Genomic DNA, 17046 nt, shown 5'->3' with positions numbered 1-17046 from the left:
TTGACACACCAGGGCGCCTGCTTGCTGGACACACTGCTGGCAAAGTGCCCTCTCGTGCCCGCGTCCGGCGGGGTATTCTTGCTCCTGAAGATCCAGCCCGGCGAGCGGGCAAACTCCCTCTCCGAAAGGCCCCGCCAATGAGCATGCTCGGAATCAAATGGAAGCTGCACGGCAACGGCAAGGCAGTGCGTCCGGGCGAAGTGGTGGCTCCCGGCGAACGGCTCACGTGGCCACTGACCATCGGCGTGGGAATGCAGCACGTCGTGGCCATGTTCGGCGCCACCTTCCTGGTGCCGATCATCACCGGCATGCCGCCGGCCACCACCCTCCTCTTCTCCGGCATCGGCACGCTCCTGTTCCTCGTGATCACCCAGGGCCGCGTTCCCAGCTACCTCGGGTCAAGCTTTGCGTTCATCGCCCCCATCACGGCGTCCCAGCAGCAGTTCGGCGTACCCGGGGCGCTGGGCGGCGTGGTGCTCGCCGGAGCCGGCCTCGCCGTGATCGGCTCGATCGTGCAGAAGTTCGGCGCCGGCTGGATCAACCGGCTGATGCCGCCGATTGTCACCGGCGCCATCGTGGCCCTGATCGGGCTCAACCTGGCTCCGGCCGCCAAGAACAACTTCGATGCCGCCCCCGTGACAGCACTGATCACGCTGGTGACCATCATTGTGGTGAGCGTCCTGTTCCGAGGGATCTTTGGCCGCCTCAGCATCCTGGTGGGCGTGGTGGTGGGCTACCTCGTGGCCATGCTCCGGGGCGAGGTGGACTATTCCAAGATGGACGCCGCCCCGTGGGTGGGCCTCCCCCACTTCCAGACCCCGGAGTTCCACCTCGGCGTCGTGGGCCTGTTCGTTCCTGTGGTCCTGGTCCTCGTGGCGGAGAACATCGGCCATGTTAAGTCCGTGTCCGCCATGACCGGCCAGAACCTGGACGGGGTCTCCGGCCGTGCCCTGATGGCCGACGGCGCCGCCACGGTGCTCGCCGGCTTCGGCGGCGGCTCAGGCACCACTACCTATGCGGAAAACATCGGCGTCATGGCTGCCACCAAGGTCTACTCCACGGCTGCCTACTGGGTGGCCGGCATCTTCGCCATCCTGCTGAGCTTCTCGCCGAAGTTCGGCGAACTGATCGCCACCGTTCCGCCGGGCGTGCTGGGGGGCGCGGCAACCATGCTGTACGGCATGATCGGCATCCTCGGTGTGAAGATCTGGGTCCAGAACAAGGTCAACTTTTCGAACCCGGTCAACCTGACCACGGCCGCGGTCTCCCTCATCATCGGCATCGCGGACTACACCTGGACTGTCGGGGAACTGAAGTTCACGGGCATCGCGCTCGGGTCCGCCGCAGCCCTGGTGATCTACCACGGCATGAGGGCCATCGCGAGGGCGCGCGGCACCGCTGCCGAGCCGGAGACCGAGCAGCCGGGCCTGCCGCCCGCCGCCAAGGCGGCCATCAACGCCGCAGCGAAGAGGCAGCCCAAGAAGCGCTAGCATTTCTGCACCGCTTTCGTGGCTCCGGCCCAATGGCAAGGCCGCGGCGCCCCTGTTCGAAGGGGCGCCGCGGCCGTGCCGGTTTCGAAAGTGGTGCAAAAACGCTTATCCGGCGTCGAACGTTTCGTCGTCGTCGTTGGGTGACTTTTCCTTCGGCAGGTCGTCCCCGCTGCCGTCCGGAATGCCCGCGGCGTCCTGTCCGGGTTCCGAGGAGAACTGTCCGGCGCTGGATTCGTCAGCGTTGCCTTCGTCGATTTCGGCGTCCGCCGAGGGCACGGCCGTGTCCCCGTCCTCGGCGCCCGCACCGGGTGAGGCGTCCGGATCGCGCGGCAGCGGTGATTCACCGGGGACCGGGTCAAAGCCCGCCACGCTGCTTTCGTTCTCGGCGTGGAGCTGTTCGTCGGTTCCGCCGAAGCGTCCTGCCCCGGGTTCGCCGGAGCTGTCCTGATCCTCCTCGGCGAAGTGGCTAAGGTTCGGCGTGCCGGTCTGGAAGGTCTCACCTTCCGGGCTGTTCTGGTTCAGGCCCGCGGCGTCGAAGTCTTCCTCTTCCCGGGGCTGGGCAAACTGCTGGCCGCCGGCTTCCTGCTCCGCGGTGGGTGTGCCGTAGCCTCCTACTTCCTCTTCAGGGGCTGCATGCTGGTTGTCCTGGCTCATCTGTTCCTCCTGCTTGTGGGGAAATTGCTTGGCTGGGAATTGCTTTGGCATCACGGGAAGACTCAAAGGCCCTTGCCGCCGGTGACGGGAACCACCGCCCCGGAAATGTACGAACCGGCGTCGGACGCCAGCAGAACGTAGGCGGGGGCAAGCTCGGCGGGTTGCCCGGCACGCTGCAGCGGGGTGTCCTGACCGAATTTCGGCAGCTTGTCCGGCCACTCGGTGGCGGGGATAAGCGGCGTCCAGATGGGGCCGGGCGCCACGGCGTTGACGCGGATTCCCTTGGGTCCCAGTTCCTGGGCGAGGGCTTTGGTGAAGGCCACCTGGGCCGCTTTGGTCATGGCATAGTCAATGAGCCCGGGAGACGGATTGAATGCCTGGATGGAGGCCGTGGTGATAATTGAGGCACCCGCCTTCAGGTGCGGCAGCGCTGCCCGGGCAGTCCACAGCAGCGAGTACAGGTTGGTCTTGAAGACGCGGTCGAATTCCTCCGTGGGCAGCGACTCAAGGCTCTCGCGGTTCTTTTGGTAGGCGGCGTTGAGCACCACCACATCGAGCCGGCCGAATTCAGTAACAGCGTCATCGACGATCGCCGTGCTGAAGTCCTCGTTCCTGCCGTCACCGGGGAGGAGCAGTGCCCGCCGGCCGGTCTTGCGGATCCATTCAGCAGTGTCCTGCGCGTCGTCCTCCTCTTCGGGCAGATAGGAAATGGCGACGTCGGCGCCCTCGCGTGCGAAGGCGATGGCCACCGCCTTGCCGATGCCGGAGTCGCCGCCTGTGATAAGCGCCGCTTTGCCCTCCAGCGCCCCGCTTCCCTCATAGCTCAGCTCGCCGTGGTCCGGCTGCGGATCCATGGGGGCGGTCAGGCCCGGCTGCTTCTGTTCCTGCTCGGGAAAGGGCCCGGAGTGGTACGTTCCCCGGGGATCGCCTGGCTGGTCAGGCTGCTTTGCTGGGTCGGTCATTGTCCACCTGCTCACGTTGTCGGGCTGCCGGTTGTTCGAACCTAACGCAGGTTTGAGGAGCAAGTCCACCACCTCATAAAACATTAGTCAGCAAACTTAGCATTTATTGAATTAGGGCAGACTTGAGCCTAGGTTTGGAGCAAGCACGCCCGCAGCGGGCCAGACAGAGGAGGGTTCATGACCGATCCGGACACCTGGGCTGGCAGCGGCAGGAACGAGACCCGAGAGGAGCAGCTGGACCGAAACTGGATGGAACTGATCCAGGAGCTGCGCGTCCTGCAGACCGGAGTCCAGATCCTGGCCGGCTTCCTGCTGACGTTGCCGTTCCAGCAGCGTTTTGAAACGCTCGATGATTTCCAGGTCACGCTCTACCTCGTCAACGTCGCCCTCGCCGCGCTGACCACGGCGTTCATCCTCCTGCCGGTCAGCGTCCACCGCCGGCTGTTCCGGAAGCGGCTCAAGGCAACGCTCGTAGCCAGCGCGGACAACATCACCAAAATCGCCCTCGGCGGCGTGGCGGCCCTGAGCGTGGGAACCGCCGCGCTGGTGTTCGATGTTACGGCCGGCCGCAGGGTGGGCCTCATCGCCGGCGGCGTGCTGCTCGCCGTGCTGGCCATCCTCCTGGCCTATGTCCCCGTGCACCTGCACCGGAAGGCCCAGAAGGAGGAGCAGTAGCGTCAGGCCCCTTCCAGCACCTGGCGCGTGGCCCAGGCGAGGTATTTGCCGGCGTCGGAGATGGCGTCCTGCGGGCTGGGTGCGACGTCCAGCAGCTGCGCCGCAGCCACCACGCCGTGTTCGGCCAGTTCCTCCGGCGTGACCAGGATCCGCCCCGCCACCGCGACTACGGGGATGCCGCGCTCCCGGGCGGCCTCCGCGAGCGCGATCGGCGCCTTGCCGGTGAGCGACTGGGAGTCCATGGAGCCCTCGCCGGTGATCACCAAGTCGGCGTCGGCAAGCTTTTCGGCCAGCCCCGTCAACGCGGCAACCAGCGCGAATCCGCCTTCCAGGGTGGCCTGGGTGAATGCCAGGAACGACGCCGGGAAACCGCCGGCGGCGCCGGCGCCCGGAAGGTTGACATCCCGGCCCGTCGCCTCCCGGAGGAGGGAGGCCCAGTTTCGCAGGCCGGCGTCGAGCTTCTCAATGGCGTCGTCGTCGGCGCCCTTCTGGCGGCCAAAGACGTGCGCAGCGCCGGTGGCGCCGTAGAGCGGACTCTGGACATCGACGGCGATCCGGAACCTGACGGCGGACAGCCGCGGATCCAGTTCGGTGACATCCAGGGATACGGCGTCGGCCAGTGAACCGCCGCCCAGCGGCACCACGTTCCCCGCGGCGTCGAGCGGCTTAAGGCCCAGCGCGCGCAGGGCGCCGCTGCCGCCGTCGGTCATGGCCGAGCCGCCGACGCCCAGCACGATTTCCGTGGCACCGGCGTCCAAGGCAGCGGCAATGAGCTGGCCGCAGCCGTAACTGTGCGCCCGCAGGGAGTTCTCCGGTGTGGGCTCCATGTGGGCCAGGCCGGAAGCCTGCGCGGTCTCGATGACTGCAGTGGTGGCCCCGGACTTGTCCTTCCGGAGGGCCCAGGCGGCGCCAATCGGGGCCAGGATGGGACCAACGACGGCGTTGATCCGCTCCTCGTAGCCGGCGGCGACGGCGGCTTCCAGGGTTCCCTCGCCGCCGTCGGCAATCGGAAACTGGGTGGTCACGGCGTCCGGGTAGACACGGAGTGCACCCTCGGCGATGGCGGCGGCGGCTTCGACGGCGGTGAGTGATCCCTTGAACTTGTCAGGGGCGATGAGGATACGCATGTCCCTATCCTGCCATCAGCGCCAGGGAATGGGCTTGCCTGGTCCGTCATGCGGTCAGCTTTGCGGCTCCTCCTGGCCCGCATAGGTGTCCAGCAGCGCGGCCGCACCCTTCCCGGATTCGCCTTCCCCGGACAGCACGGACCGCATGCCGTCCAGCTTTTCCGCTCCCGCCGGGAACGGCGGCAGGAGGGGCACGTCCGGGTCGGTCAGGACCTCGATCACCACGGGGCGCTCCGCCGCGAACGCCCGGTCCCACGCACTGGCGAGCTGCTCGGGGGAGTCAACGCGAATGCCGGTCAGCCCCAGCAGCTCCGCGTATCCGGCATAGGGAAAGTCCGGGATCTCCTGGCTGGCCGGGAACCGTGGCTCGGCTTCGGTTTCCCGCTGCTCCCACGTGACCTCCGCCAGATCGCGGTTGTTGAAGACGCACACGACGAAGCGCGGATCAGACCACTGCCGCCAGCGGTGTGCGACGGTGACCAGCTCGGCGATGCCGGCCATCTGCATGGCACCGTCACCGGCCAGGGCCACCACCGGCCTGTCCGGCCGGGCCAGCTTGGCCGCGATCCCGTAAGGAACCGAGCAGCCCATGCTGGCGAGCGTCCCCGAAAGGTGCGCCGGCACTCCCTCCGGGAGGGTCAGCTGGCGGGCGTACCAGTAAACGCAACTGCCGACGTCGACACTCACCTGGGCGTTGCGCGGCAGCCGGCCGCTGAGCTCGCGGACCACGAGCTCCGGGTTGACGGGTTTGGCCGGAACGCGGGAGCGTTCCTCGGTGAGAGACCGCCAGCTGCGGACCTGTTCCTCCACATCCGCCCGCCACTGCTTGCGGGCCCCCGCCTCCGGCTGCCCGCCCAATTGCCCGCCTGGCTGCCCGCCGGCGCCGTTCAGCAGCTCCGCGAGCCTGGCAAGGGTTTCGGCGGCATCGCCCACGAGGCCCACTTCAACGGGGTAGCGGTTTCCGACCTTCCGGCCGTCGATGTCCACCTGGACGGCCCGGGCAGCGCCGGGTTTCGGATAGAACTCCGTCCACGGGTCGTTGGAGCCGATGATCAGGAGGGTGTCGCAGTTCCCCATCAGGTGCGCGCTGGCCGTGGAACCGAGATGCCCCATGGTGCCCACGGCGAACGGCAGTGTCTCATCGATGTACGGTTTGCCCAGGAGGCTGGTGGTGATGCCGGCATCCAGTTGCTGGGCCAGGGCGATGACCTCGGACTGGGCGTTCTTGGCGCCCTGGCCCACCAGGAACGCCACCTTGCTGCCGGCTCCCAGCACCTCGGCGGCCCTGGCCATGTCATCATCGTGGGGCAGTACCCGGGCGGGCTGCCATTCGGGCGCGGTGACGATGATGCCGTGCCCCTGCTCGAGCTCTGGGGCCGGGGCCTTCTGGATGTCGTGTGGCACGATCACGACGCACGGCGTGCGGGTTTCGAGGGCTGTTCGGAAGGCGCGGTCCAGCACCATGGGAAGCTGCTCCGGGGTGCTGACCATTTGCGCGAACTGGGCCGCCACGTCTTTGAAGAGCGTGAGCAGGTCGATTTCCTGCATGTAGGCCGACCCCAGCACGCTGCGGCTCTGCTGGCCGATGATGGCCACCACGGGGACGCTGTCCAGCTTGGCGTCGTAGAGTCCATTGAGGAGATGCACGGCCCCCGGCCCCTGGGTGGACGTCACCACACCCACCTTGCCGGTGTACTTGGCGTGCCCGACGGCCATGAACGCCGCTGTTTCCTCGTGCCGGGCCTGGACGAATTCGACGCCGGCGCTGCTCTTGATGCTGTCGGCTCCGCCTGTGCCGCTGCCCTTGGTGCTGCCAGCGCCGCCCGCGCCGCGGCCCTCGGTGCTGCGGCGCAGGGCGCCCATAAAGCCGTTGATGCCGTCCCCGCTGTAGCCGAAGACCCTGTTAACGCCCCAAGCTTTGAGGCGCTCCACCATTACGTCGGCAACCAGCCGGTCAGCCATCGCCGACTCCTTCCGATAGTCGTCCTACTTATTCGTCGTGCCCCTGGTCGCCGCTCATCTGGTCTTCGGCGGGCGGCGTCTCGCCGGGCGGCACTCCCCCGCCGGGCTCAAGTCCCGTGACGTTACCGTCCAAGGGATCGGGGTTGGGCGTGGCGGCCGAGTCCCCGCCGGCTGCGCCCTTTGTTTTGGCTTCATCTGTCCTGGCGGCGTCCCGGTCCGGATTGGCCGGGTCATTTTCGGGATGGTAGGTGCTCATGGTTTTTGCGGTCCTCCTTGGAACAGGTACGCCGGCATGGCGACGGACTTCGGTGACGGACTCATGCGGCCGGGGGTCCGGCAACACTGGACTAATTGTAAGCATGCTGATAATTCTGGAACAGTCAGATGCCGCACAGTCCGGCCCCGGCCGGAACGTATCTAAGGAGCAAACTGATGGGAATCGGCGACAGCATTGGCAAAGCAGCGGAAAACGCGATGGAGGACCTGGGGCAGACGTCCGATCCCACGGACGACGCCCACGTTCCTGAGCCCGGAGCATCCGACGAAGACATCCAGGTCCACTCCTCCATCAGCGAAGGTTCCAACGCGGGGGATGACGACCTCGGTCCGCAGCAAAGCGGCCGCACCACCTACACACCGCAGGGCCCGGGCACCGAGGCGAGCGGAGGCCAAGGCACGTCGGGCACGGATGAGTCAGCCGACGAGTCAGCCGGACCAGCGACGTCCGGCGGCATCGGCGCGGCAGGTGCCACGGATGCGCCGGAAGCAGCGCGCGGCGTCCCCGGCCCGGCGGGGCTCCCCGATCCGGATCCGGAGGAGCTGCGGGCAGATCCTTCCGAAGGGGACCAGGACCCGGGCACCGGTCTGGGACGCGGCTAAGTTCTGGGATGCGGCCAGGTTCTGAGCGCGCCTGGCTGGATACCTAGCCCCACTGCCCGCGCGCCTGCAGGACTTCCTTCAGCAGGTCGGCGCGGTCGGAGATGATCCCGTCCACGCCGAGGTCGAGCAGCCGGTGCATCTCGGCGGGGTCGTTGATGGTCCAGGCGTGCACGTACAGCCCGTGCTCATGCGCCCGGCGCACAAACCCCGGGGTGATGACGGGGATGGCCCGGTAGCGGACCGGCACCTGCAGGGCGTCGACGTCGCGCAGGGCCCGGCGCAGCACGGCGCGCACTGGTGACCTGAGCGCGCGAACGGACAGCAGCGGCCCCAGCACCAGGAAGAGGGCGTTGGCCTGCCTCCCCGCCGACGACGCCGTCCTGCGGCTGAGCTGCTTCAGGACCGCGCGGCGCCGGCGGTCGGAGAAACTGGCGATCAGCACCCGGTCATGGACCTGGTGGCGCTCTATCGCGGCCACCACGCTGGGGACGGAGTGCCAGTCCTTGACCTCGAGATTGAAGCGCGTATTCGGAAATGTCGCCACAAGTTCGTCAAACGTGGGCACAGGCTCCGTCCCGCCGATGCGAACGCGCCGCACCTCGTCTGCCGTGAGGTCACGGATCCGGCCGTGACCGTCCGTGACCCGGTCCAGGGTCAGATCGTGGAAGAGGAACAGCTCGCCGTCGGACGTGGTGTGGAGATCCGTTTCGAGGTGGGAATAGCCAAGCTCGACGGCCGCGCGGAACGCCGCCAGGGAGTTTTCCAGGCCGGCACGCGAAAATCCGCGGTGGGCTAAGGCCACAGGCCCAGCAGCGGAGAAGTAAGGCAGGGTTCCCGTCATCCCCGAAGCTTAACGGAGCACCCTCAGGCGGGCAGGATCTCCACGCCGTCGCTGCAGTGCAGGAGCGTGCGGCCGCGGCCGCCGTCGAGATCCACCCACACCACGGTGCGGTCCGGAGTGACAGCCGAAACTAGGCCGCCGGTTTCAATCCCCAGCGCCAGCCGGACACTGACCCGGTCCCCCTCGCGCAGGGCCGACCAGTTCGCTGCCGGCTCAACGGGACGCAGCGGAGCCTCGGCCGCAGTTTTGCTCTTTTTCCTGGCCACGATGTCCCCTATCGGTCACTCACCCAACAGGCCGCACCCTACGGTGCGGACATGAACGCAGGTTGGCCGCCAGCCGGGAGTTCGGTGACAGCCGGGCGACGCCTGGCTTACGGCAGCTGAAGCCCCAGCGCGGCGAGCTTTTCCTCGAGAATCTGGGCCACGCCGTCGTCGTCGAAGTGCGGCGCCTGCTGGCCGGCCGCCCGGATCGCCTCCGGATGCCCGCTGGCCATGGCGTAGCCGTGGCCGGCCCAGCGGAGCATCTCAATGTCGTTGGGCATGTCGCCGAACGCCACAACGTCCGCGGCATCTATCCCCAGCGAGGCGGCGTATTCGGCCAGCGTAACGGCCTTGTTGATCCCGGGCACGGCGAGCTCCAGCATGGCGACGGTGGGCGCCGAGTGCGTCACCGACGCGAGGCTCCCGACGGCGGGACTTACCTCCGCGAGGAACTCGTCGGCCGTGCCTTCGCGGACGATGGCCAGGAACTTGACGACGGCGTCCTCCGCGCTGAGCGTCGAGGCCAGCGGGGCAGGGGTGAATTCGGACAGCAGTTCGCTTGAGCCGTTTTCGATGAAGCCTGGCTCGAGGTGGAAGCCGGTGAGGGTTTCGGCGGCGAAGAGGGCGGTGGGGCGCACCTTTTTGATGATCCGCCGGATTTCGAAGATGTCGTCGATGGCCATGGTCTGCGCCGAGACAACCTTGTCCGCTTCGAGGTCCCAGACCACGGCGCCGTTCGAACAAATCACGGTGCCGGTGTGGCCCAGCTGCTCCTCGAGCGGGTGCAGCCAGCGCGGCGGGCGGCCGGTGACAAAGACGAGTTCGACGCCGGCCCTCCGGCAGGCGTGGAAGGCACGGACGGTGCGGTCACTGATTTTTCCGTCGTGCCCAAGGATCGTTCCGTCTATGTCACTCGCTACCAACCGCATGCTGCCAGTTTACGTGGGCGGACTGCACTCGACCTCGAGGACCAGTTCCACACCACTGCCGTTGGCATGGGCGCCCGCGGAAGCCACGGCGCCTGCCAGCAGGCCGGCAACGTCGGTTTCCTGCAGGTTCAGTTCCACGCGTTCCGAAGCGACGGCGATCAGATCGTTCACAAGGCCGAGCAGGTGAGTGGCGTTGCGCTGCACTATCTTCAGCTCGTCTTCGATGTCTTCGTGGCCGGGCTCATCCAGGACCAGTTCGAGGTAGCCCAGGATGGACGTCAGCGGGGTGCGGAGCTCATGGGACACGGTGGCGACGAAGTTGTCCTTGGCGGACAGGGCACGGATCAGCGCCGTGACCTCAGCGAAGGTGATCACCGCACCTGCATGATCTCCGTTCCCTGAGCTCATGGTGCGGGCCGTGACCGAATAGGCGCGCATGTCCTCGTCCACGCCGGCATTGCTTTCACCGGCCTTGCTTTCACCGGCCCAGTACAGCGCGTCAGTGAACGTCTCGCCGGCGGCGGCGCGCGCTGTCGGGAAGCGTTCCGGTGGCACCGAAGTGGTCCGGTCAGCCTCGAACAGCCGCGGTTGGTTGGCTGACGGGGCCAGTCCGGACAGCGCCGCGTCCGTCTGCAAGGCTTTGTTGGTCAGCACGTTCCGTCCGTTCTGGTCAACGACCCACACGCCAACATTGACCGTGGAAAGCACTGCGTCAAGGAGTTGCTGCCTGCGGATGCTCTCGGCGGCCGTGTCCGCGAGCGCTTCGTCCTTCCTGACCAGGGTCTCACGCTGGCGGTAGAGCGTGCCCGCCACCACGTGGGCCGTCACTGCGATTGCAGTCATGACCAGCGGGAGGAAGATCGTCCGGATCATCGACGCCTGGGTCGGTACATTTCCGAGAGCCGCCGCGGGCAGCAGGGTGCTGAGGAGGGCAGCGCCCGCGGCAAGGACGACGCCGGCCCGGTTGCGGTCCACGGCCAGCCACGTCACAGGAAAGACCAGCAGGAGGCTCAGGACGTTGAAGTTGGAACCGCCGGTCTCCCGTGTGAATCCAATGGCCACACAGTCCAGCACCGGAATCACCGCGTATGCGCCCGCAGGAAGTCTGTTCCAGGGCACGGCGACGCTCAAGCCAAAAAGTGCGGCGTGTGCCAGCAATGCGGTCTGGAAGCCGGCATCGGCCAGCGATTCGGGGTGAAAGACGGCGGTGGCGGCAACCACCAGCGCGACCGTGACGGAAAGGGGCAGCTGGCTCATCACCACCTTGCCGCGTCTCCCGAGGCCGCCAAGAAAGGCGTCCATCCTGTCGATCAAAGGACTGCCGGAGCCGTGGCCCGAAGGAAGGTCAAGCGGGTCACCCGGCACGTTCACACGACTCATCAGACTGTTCCCCCCGGCACAGATCGACTTCCTCCAGCTGCCTGAAGGGCACTGGTCACAGCTTAACCCGCAGGAGGCGGCCGAGCCGAGGCTAGCCCGAGACAATCCCATCTTTACGAAGCCGGTTTTTCCGCGGCCCATCTTCCCGCGGCGGCGCGGTGGACTCCCTGACCACCAGTTGGGTGGCGAGTTCCACCCTTCGCGAATCCAGCACCTCGCCCCGCATCTGGCGCAGGACGAAGCGCAGGGCAGTGGCACCCATTTCCTGCAGCGGCTGCGAAACCGACGTCAGCGGCGGCACCGACTCCTCGGCCTGGTATGTGCCGTCGAAGCCGACCAGGCTCATGTCATCAGGCACCCGGATCCCCTGCCGGCGCGCTTCGGCGAGCACACCCAGGGCAATGCTGTCGCTGCCGGCGAAGATGGCGGTGGGAGGCTGGTCCAGTCCAAGCAGGTGCTTCATGCCCTTGGCGCCGTGTTCCGACCGGAAATGACCCGACAGGACATACTCGTCCTCGACGCCCACGCCGGCGGAGCGCATGGCCGCCATATACCCGTGTAGCCGCGCCTGGTTGCATTCGGCTGTATCCGGGCCGCCAAGGAAGGCAATCCGGCGGTGGCCAAGCTCCAGCAAGTGGGAAGTCGCGGCCTTTCCTCCCGCCCAGTTGCTTGCACCGACGCTGACCACGTCCCCCGGAGGCGGATTCAGGGGGTCAATGACCACCACGGGGATCTTCCGCCGGTGAAAGGCATCCAGCTGGGCGTCCCCGAAGGCTGATGTCACGACGATCATGCCGCAGCGGCCTTCATCCACGATCCGCTGGGCGCGCTGCTCCGGGGTCAGGGTTGATGCGCCCTGCTTGCCGGTGACGTTCAGCAGGACCTCGATGTCCGAGACGGCTGCGGACTCCAGCACGCCGTTGAGCACCTCTACGGCATAGCCGGATTCCAGGTTGTCGATGACCACCTCGACCATTTGCCGGCCCGAGGCGTTCCGGCGGTTCTGCAGCGGAGACTTGTAACCGGTCCGCGCCAGCGCGGTCAGCACTTTGGCACGGGTGTCCGCAGAGACGTCGTCCCTGCCGTTGATCACCTTGGAGACAGTGGGAGTGGAGACACCCGCCTCCCGCGCCACGGCCGCCAACGTCAGCTTGCCTTGAGATTCGATCCTGGACATCCGTTCCCTTTTCGAAAGATTTCGAGACCTCAGTCTGCAGGCTTCCAATGCTTTCGTCAACGCCCCATCAAGCTTTAAAACAAAAGAAAGCCCTTGACGCATCCCCGCCACATCGTTATGTTTTATGTCACACCGCAAATTTTATCGAAATATTTCGGAGCAGCGGTGAACGTCTCAGCAAACAGTTCATGGGCAGTGCGGCCTGATTCCAGGCGGTCTCCCGTATACGCAAAGCCGGGCTATCAGCGTCGAGCCCGATGGATGAATGGAAATGTTTAGATGACAACTCGAAAGTTGCGCTCGGTCGCGATGGCAATCTCAGCAGCCACCCTCTCTGTGAGCCTGGCTGCCTGCGGCTCCAGCGGCCCGGCCGGATCCACCGCGGCAGGTGACGGTTCGGCCTCCATGTGGGGCCTGACGGGCGGAAACCAGCCTGTGCTGCAAAAATCCGTCGAGGCCTGGAACAGCGCACACTCCGACCAGTCCATCAAACTGGATTTCTTCGCCAACGATGCCTACAAGACCAAGGTCCGCACCGCCGTCGGCGCCGGCGAAGGCCCTACCTTTATCTACGGCTGGGGCGGCGGTGTCCTGAAGTCCTATGTTGATGCGGGCCAGGTGGAGGACCTCTCGGCCTTCGTCAAGGAGAACCCCGACGTGAAGGATCGCTACCTTCCTTCCGTCCTGAAGAACGGCGAGATCGACGGCAAGACCTACGCCCTGCCGAACAACAACGTCCAGCCCGTGGTTCTGTACTACAACAAGGAAGTCTTCGACAAGGTCGGCGCACAGCCACCAAAGACTTGGGACGAGCTGATGGCGCTTGTGCCGAAATTCAAGGAGGCCGGCGTCGCCCCCTTCTCCCTGGGCGGCCAGTCCAAGTGGCCGGACCTCATGTGGCTGGAGTACCTCGTTGAGCGCATCGGCGGTCCCGAGGTCTTCGCGAACATCGCAGCAGACAAGCCCAACGCGTGGTCGGACCCCGCGGTGACCGAGGCGCTGACCAAGATCCAGCAGCTGGTGGACGCCGGCGGTTTCGTGAACGGCTTCTCCTCCATCGCCGCGGACAGCAACGCCGACCAGGCCCTGCTCTACACGGGCAAGGCGGCCATGGTCCTGCAGGGCGGCTGGATCTACCAGGGCATGAAGAAGGACGCAGGCAGCTTCGTCACCGGCGGCAAGCTCGGCTTCACTACCTTCCCCACCGTCGAAGGCGGCAAGGGCGACCCCGCCAACGTGGTGGGCAATCCTTCCAATTTCTGGTCAATCTCCGCCAAGGCCACCGACGAGCAGAAGAAGGCCGCCCTCAATTACGTCAAGGATGGCATGTTCACTGACGCCGACACGGACGCCCTCATTGCCTCGGGCGCCGTCCCGGTAGTCAACGGCATCGACAGCAAGCTCGAGGCTTCACCCGACAAGGACTTCCTCACCTTCGTCTACGGCCTGGCCAAGAAGGCGCCGAGCTTCACACTCTCCTGGGACCAGGCGCTGAGCCCCGCGCAGGGCGACGCGATGCTGTCCAACCTTGACCAGATCTTCCTCAAGAAGATCACCCCGGAGCAGTTCGTCGCCACGATGAACGCCACGATCGGGAAGTAACAGCGTGACCATCACGAGTTCCGACCGCCGGCGGGTCCGCGACACGGGCCCGTCGGGGTGGCTGGCAGCGCCGGCCCTTGTCTTCTTCCTGGTGTTCGCCGTCGTCCCGCTGGCCGGCGTCGTCTTCCTCAGTTTCACCAGCTGGGACGGCCTGCGCGAGATCCGGCTTGAGGGCCTGGCCAGCTGGACCACGGTATTCACCGACCCCGTCACCGGCAACGCCCTGCTGGTGACCGCCAAGATCGTGTTCTTCTCGTTCATCGTCCAGGCTCCGATCAGCCTGCTGCTCGGCGTCTTTACTGCAGGAAGCCAGAAGTACCGGGCAGCGCTCGCCGTCCTGTACTTCCTGCCGCTCCTGCTCTCTTCAGCCGCCGTTGCCATTGCCTTCAAGGCGCTGCTGGACCCGAACTTCGGTCTCGGTCCGGGCCTCCAGGTGCCCTTCCTGATCCAGGACTGGCTGGGTAACTCCGACCTCGTCCTGTTTGTGGTGGTCTTCGTCATCGCGTGGCAGTTCGTCCCGTTCCACACCCTCATCTACCAAGGCGGCGTGCGGCAGATCCCCACCTCGCTGTATGAGGCCGCGGAGATCGACGGCGCGGGGCGGGTCAGGCAGTTCCTGAACATCACCCTGCCCCAGCTGAAGTACACCATCATCACCTCCTCCACCCTCATGGTGGTGGGCAGCCTGGCTTACTTTGACCTGATTTTCGTTCTCACCGGCGGAGGCCCGGGCTACAGCACCCGGCTACTGCCGCTGCACATGTACCTGACCGGTTTCAAGGCCAACGACATGGGGGCGGCGAGCGCCCTGGGCGTGATCCTGATCGTCATCGGACTGGGCCTGGCCCTGCTGCTGCAGCGCCTTGGCGGCAAGAACCGGAACGACAGCCAATTGGAAGGAGCCTGATGGCTTCCACAACTCAGCTCCCCGCGGCTCCGGAGGCGCCGGTCCTTACCCACGCCACTCCGCGCCAGAACTCCAGGCGCGCCGGCCGCCGTCGGCCAAACCTACCCGGCGGCCTCGGCGGCTGGCTCTGGCTCGCGGTGATCGTCCTGCCCATCTACTACGTGGTGATCACCAGCCTGAAGAACCAGGCCGGATTCTTTGCCACTAACCCCATGCTTCCGCCTGCCGAACCGACACTGGACAACTACAAGCTGGTGTTGGAAAACGACTTTGCCCGGTACTTCCTGAACAGCGTCGTGGTCACGCTGGGCACGGTCATTCCGGCACTGTTCGTCTCGTTCATGGCTGCATACGCGATCGTCCGAGGCAAAGGCCGGTTCGTGAACTGGACCAACAACCTGTTCCTCCTGGGCCTGGCCATTCCGCTCCACGCCACCATCATCCCGATCTACTGGATGATCACCCGGGCCCACCTCTACGACACACTGCTGGCCCTGATCCTGCCATCCATCGCCTTCGCCATTCCGGTGTCCGTCCTCATCCTGTCGAACTTCATGCGGGACGTGCCCAACGAGCTGTTCGAGTCGATGCGGCTGGACGGCTGCTCGGACTGGGCCATGCTGTGGCGGCTGGCCCTGCCGATGACCAAGCCCGCGGTGATCACCGTGGGTATCTACAACGCCCTGCACGTCTGGAACGGCTTCCTGTTCCCGCTGATCCTCACCCAGAGCCCCGCCACGCGGGTGCTGCCGCTCTCGCTGTGGACGTTCCAGGGCGAATTCAGCGTCAACATCCCCGCGGTGCTCGCCTCGGTAGTGCTGGCCACGCTGCCACTCCTGGTGCTGTACATCGTGGCCCGGCGCCAGCTGATCAGCGGCCTGACTGCCGGTTTCACCAAATAACTACGCCGCTGGTCGAGCTTGTCGAGGCCCGGTTTCGACAACCTCAACCAGCGAACAACCGAAAGGACATTGGATGACAACCGCAAAGCCGCTGCGGGTCGGCATGGTGGGCTACGCCTTCATGGGGGCCGCCCATTCACAGGCCTGGCGAACAGCGCCCCGGTTCTTCGACCTGCCCCTGCAGCCGCAGCTCACCGCCGTCGCCGGCCGAAATGCCAGCGGCGTCAGGGCAGCCGCGGACAAGCTCGGCTGGGAGTCGGCCGAAACAGACTGGCGCCGGCTGATCGAACGCGACGACATCGATCTGATCGATATCTGCACGCCCGGCAATACCCACGCCGAGATCGCGGCCGCCGCCCTCGAGGCCGGCAAGCACGTGCTGTGCGAAAAACCGCTGGCCAACTCCGTCGAGGAGGCGGAGCGGATGACCGTTGTGGCAGAGGCGGCAGCGAAGCGGGGTGTCTTTGCGATGTGCGGATTCAGCTACCGCCGCACGCCGGCGCTGGCACTTGCCAAGCGCATGGTGGACGAAGGCCGGCTGGGGACCATCCGCCATGTCCGCGCGCAGTACCTTCAGGACTGGCTGTCCGATGAGAACGCACCCATGACGTGGCGGCTGGACAAGAGCAAGTCCGGATCCGGATCACTGGGGGACATCGGAGCGCACAGCATCGACGCGGCCCAATGGATCACGGGGCAGAGGATCACCGGCGTCTCCGCGCTTCTGGAGACGTTCGTTCCCGAGCGGCCCCTGGCTGGGGACCTGGTGGGCCTGGGCGGTCACGGCGACGTCGGCCGGGACGCACCCCGCGGAGCCGTCACCGTGGATGACGCAGCCATCTTCAGTGCCCGCTTTGAAGACACAAGGTTCGACGGCGGCGCTGCCGCAGGGGGCGCCGTCGGCGTCTTCGAGGCGACCCGCTACGCATTGGGGCGGAAGAACGCGATGCGGCTGGAACTGAACGGCACCAAGGCTTCCCTCGCCTTCGACTTCGAGGACATGAACGCCCTCTCCTTCTACGATGCAGCCGAATCACCCGACGCCGGCTTCCGCCGGATCTTCGTCACCGAACCTGAGCATCCGTACGTCGGCAACTGGTGGCCCACCGGACACGGCCTCGGGTACGAGCACGGCTTCACTCACCAGGTGGTCGACCTCGTTCACGCGCTTGCAAATGGCACTCAGCCGGAACCGTCCTTCGCGGACGCCCTGCAGGTCCAGCGCGTACTGGCCGCTGTGGAGGCCAGCGCAGCCAACTCCAGCCAATGGCAGAAAGTCTGAGACCCATGACTGCA

17 protein-coding genes are annotated in these 17046 nt (G+C 66.2%); 7 read left to right on the top strand and 10 right to left on the bottom strand.

Features of this window, described 5'->3' with window-relative positions; translation table 11 throughout:
* Nucleotides 1-137: 137 nt before the first annotated feature.
* Complete coding sequence (locus QF036_RS02845; RefSeq protein WP_307099053.1) at nt 138-1490, top strand: uracil-xanthine permease family protein; 1353 nt, start codon at nt 138-140, stop codon at nt 1488-1490.
* Between the two features lie 105 nt (nt 1491-1595).
* On the opposite strand, the gene QF036_RS02840 is transcribed toward QF036_RS02845, so the two are convergent.
* Nucleotides 1596-2144: a hypothetical protein gene (locus QF036_RS02840; protein ID WP_307099050.1), complete on the bottom strand. Its 549-nt coding sequence runs from the start codon at nt 2142-2144 to the stop codon at nt 1596-1598.
* A gap of 62 nt (nt 2145-2206) precedes the next feature.
* Complete coding sequence (locus QF036_RS02835) at nt 2207-3106, bottom strand: SDR family oxidoreductase (protein WP_307099048.1); 900 nt, start codon at nt 3104-3106, stop codon at nt 2207-2209.
* 177 nt (nt 3107-3283) lie between these two features.
* On the opposite strand from QF036_RS02835, the gene QF036_RS02830 reads away from it, so the two are divergent.
* Nucleotides 3284-3781 (top strand): DUF6328 family protein, encoded by a 498-nt coding sequence (locus QF036_RS02830; RefSeq protein WP_307099046.1) that lies wholly within the window; start codon nt 3284-3286, stop codon nt 3779-3781.
* Nucleotides 3782-3783: 2 nt separating this feature from the next.
* Here the strand turns inward: QF036_RS02830 and QF036_RS02825 are convergent, their stop codons facing one another.
* Genes QF036_RS02825 through QF036_RS02815 form a run of 3 tightly spaced genes read right to left on the bottom strand, consistent with a single transcriptional unit; the run spans nt 3784 to nt 7126 of the window.
* Entirely contained in the window at nt 3784-4908 is a 1125-nt protein-coding gene (locus tag QF036_RS02825) for a glycerate kinase (protein ID WP_307099043.1), read from the bottom strand.
* Nucleotides 4909-4962: 54 nt separating this feature from the next.
* Nucleotides 4963-6870 (bottom strand): thiamine pyrophosphate-requiring protein, encoded by a 1908-nt coding sequence (locus tag QF036_RS02820; RefSeq protein WP_307099041.1) that lies wholly within the window; start codon nt 6868-6870, stop codon nt 4963-4965.
* 28 nt (nt 6871-6898) lie between these two features.
* Complete coding sequence (locus QF036_RS02815; protein ID WP_307099040.1) at nt 6899-7126, bottom strand: DUF6480 family protein; 228 nt, start codon at nt 7124-7126, stop codon at nt 6899-6901.
* A gap of 176 nt (nt 7127-7302) precedes the next feature.
* Between QF036_RS02815 and QF036_RS02810 the strand changes: the two genes are divergently transcribed.
* On the top strand, nt 7303-7749 hold the full coding sequence (locus QF036_RS02810; RefSeq protein ID WP_307099038.1) for a hypothetical protein: 447 nt from the start codon (nt 7303-7305) through the stop codon (nt 7747-7749).
* Nucleotides 7750-7792: 43 nt separating this feature from the next.
* Here the strand turns inward: QF036_RS02810 and QF036_RS02805 are convergent, their stop codons facing one another.
* The 5 genes from QF036_RS02805 to QF036_RS02785 form a co-directional block, all read right to left on the bottom strand.
* Nucleotides 7793-8590 carry a glycerophosphodiester phosphodiesterase gene (locus tag QF036_RS02805; RefSeq protein ID WP_307099036.1) on the bottom strand — a complete coding sequence of 266 codons (798 nt, stop codon included), beginning with the start codon at nt 8588-8590 and terminating at the stop codon, nt 7793-7795.
* Between the two features lie 23 nt (nt 8591-8613).
* Nucleotides 8614-8856 carry a hypothetical protein gene (locus QF036_RS02800; protein ID WP_307099034.1) on the bottom strand — a complete coding sequence of 81 codons (243 nt, stop codon included), beginning with the start codon at nt 8854-8856 and terminating at the stop codon, nt 8614-8616.
* 107 nt (nt 8857-8963) lie between these two features.
* Nucleotides 8964-9782 carry an HAD family hydrolase gene (locus QF036_RS02795; RefSeq protein ID WP_307099033.1) on the bottom strand — a complete coding sequence of 273 codons (819 nt, stop codon included), beginning with the start codon at nt 9780-9782 and terminating at the stop codon, nt 8964-8966.
* Nucleotides 9783-9791: 9 nt separating this feature from the next.
* Complete coding sequence (locus QF036_RS02790) at nt 9792-11162, bottom strand: histidine kinase dimerization/phospho-acceptor domain-containing protein (protein ID WP_307099031.1); 1371 nt, start codon at nt 11160-11162, stop codon at nt 9792-9794.
* Nucleotides 11163-11253: 91 nt separating this feature from the next.
* Nucleotides 11254-12339, bottom strand: coding sequence for a LacI family DNA-binding transcriptional regulator (locus QF036_RS02785; RefSeq protein ID WP_307099029.1), 1086 nt, complete (start codon nt 12337-12339; stop codon nt 11254-11256).
* 279 nt (nt 12340-12618) lie between these two features.
* On the opposite strand from QF036_RS02785, the gene QF036_RS02780 reads away from it, so the two are divergent.
* The 4 genes from QF036_RS02780 (at nt 12619) to QF036_RS02765 (ending at nt 17032) form a co-directional block, all read left to right on the top strand.
* The gene (locus QF036_RS02780; protein WP_307099027.1) at nt 12619-13941 is read left to right on the top strand and encodes an extracellular solute-binding protein; all 1323 of its coding nucleotides are present in this window, start codon (nt 12619-12621) and stop codon (nt 13939-13941) included.
* A 4-nt stretch (nt 13942-13945) separates the two neighbouring features.
* Nucleotides 13946-14848, top strand: a complete 903-nt coding sequence (locus QF036_RS02775; protein ID WP_307099025.1) for a carbohydrate ABC transporter permease — start codon at nt 13946-13948, stop codon at nt 14846-14848.
* Nucleotides 14848-15750, top strand: coding sequence for a carbohydrate ABC transporter permease (locus QF036_RS02770; RefSeq protein ID WP_307099023.1), 903 nt, complete (start codon nt 14848-14850; stop codon nt 15748-15750). Before QF036_RS02775 ends, QF036_RS02770 begins: the two co-directional genes overlap by 1 nt.
* Nucleotides 15751-15823: 73 nt before the next feature.
* Complete coding sequence (locus QF036_RS02765; protein ID WP_307099021.1) at nt 15824-17032, top strand: Gfo/Idh/MocA family protein; 1209 nt, start codon at nt 15824-15826, stop codon at nt 17030-17032.
* Nucleotides 17033-17046 lie beyond the last annotated feature (14 nt).

It is taken from the genome of Arthrobacter globiformis, assembly GCF_030817195.1.
GTDB classification, from domain to species: Bacteria; Actinomycetota; Actinomycetes; order Actinomycetales; family Micrococcaceae; genus Arthrobacter; species Arthrobacter globiformis_D.
Note: the sequence above shows the minus strand (reverse complement) of the source record. Positions and strands in the feature narration are given on the sequence as shown.

Excerpts from the sequence above, each read along its gene's own strand:
- QF036_RS02845 (WP_307099053.1), top strand. The coding sequence starts at position 138 with ATGAGCATGCTCGGAATCAAATGGAAGCTGCACGGCAACGGCAAGGCA.
- QF036_RS02835 (WP_307099048.1), bottom strand. The coding sequence starts at position 3,106 with ATGACCGACCCAGCAAAGCAGCCTGACCAGCCAGGCGATCCCCGGGGA.
- QF036_RS02780 (WP_307099027.1), top strand. The coding sequence starts at position 12,619 with ATGACAACTCGAAAGTTGCGCTCGGTCGCGATGGCAATCTCAGCAGCC.
- QF036_RS02785 (WP_307099029.1), bottom strand. The coding sequence starts at position 12,339 with ATGTCCAGGATCGAATCTCAAGGCAAGCTGACGTTGGCGGCCGTGGCG.
- QF036_RS02795 (WP_307099033.1), bottom strand. The coding sequence starts at position 9,782 with ATGCGGTTGGTAGCGAGTGACATAGACGGAACGATCCTTGGGCACGAC.
- QF036_RS02840 (WP_307099050.1), bottom strand. The coding sequence starts at position 2,144 with ATGAGCCAGGACAACCAGCATGCAGCCCCTGAAGAGGAAGTAGGAGGC.
- QF036_RS02810 (WP_307099038.1), top strand. The coding sequence starts at position 7,303 with ATGGGAATCGGCGACAGCATTGGCAAAGCAGCGGAAAACGCGATGGAG.
- QF036_RS02830 (WP_307099046.1), top strand. The coding sequence starts at position 3,284 with ATGACCGATCCGGACACCTGGGCTGGCAGCGGCAGGAACGAGACCCGA.
- QF036_RS02805 (WP_307099036.1), bottom strand. The coding sequence starts at position 8,590 with ATGACGGGAACCCTGCCTTACTTCTCCGCTGCTGGGCCTGTGGCCTTA.
- QF036_RS02820 (WP_307099041.1), bottom strand. The coding sequence starts at position 6,870 with ATGGCTGACCGGCTGGTTGCCGACGTAATGGTGGAGCGCCTCAAAGCT.
- QF036_RS02815 (WP_307099040.1), bottom strand. The coding sequence starts at position 7,126 with ATGAGCACCTACCATCCCGAAAATGACCCGGCCAATCCGGACCGGGAC.
- QF036_RS02770 (WP_307099023.1), top strand. The coding sequence starts at position 14,848 with ATGGCTTCCACAACTCAGCTCCCCGCGGCTCCGGAGGCGCCGGTCCTT.
- QF036_RS02825 (WP_307099043.1), bottom strand. The coding sequence starts at position 4,908 with ATGCGTATCCTCATCGCCCCTGACAAGTTCAAGGGATCACTCACCGCC.
- QF036_RS02765 (WP_307099021.1), top strand. The coding sequence starts at position 15,824 with ATGACAACCGCAAAGCCGCTGCGGGTCGGCATGGTGGGCTACGCCTTC.
- QF036_RS02790 (WP_307099031.1), bottom strand. The coding sequence starts at position 11,162 with ATGAGTCGTGTGAACGTGCCGGGTGACCCGCTTGACCTTCCTTCGGGC.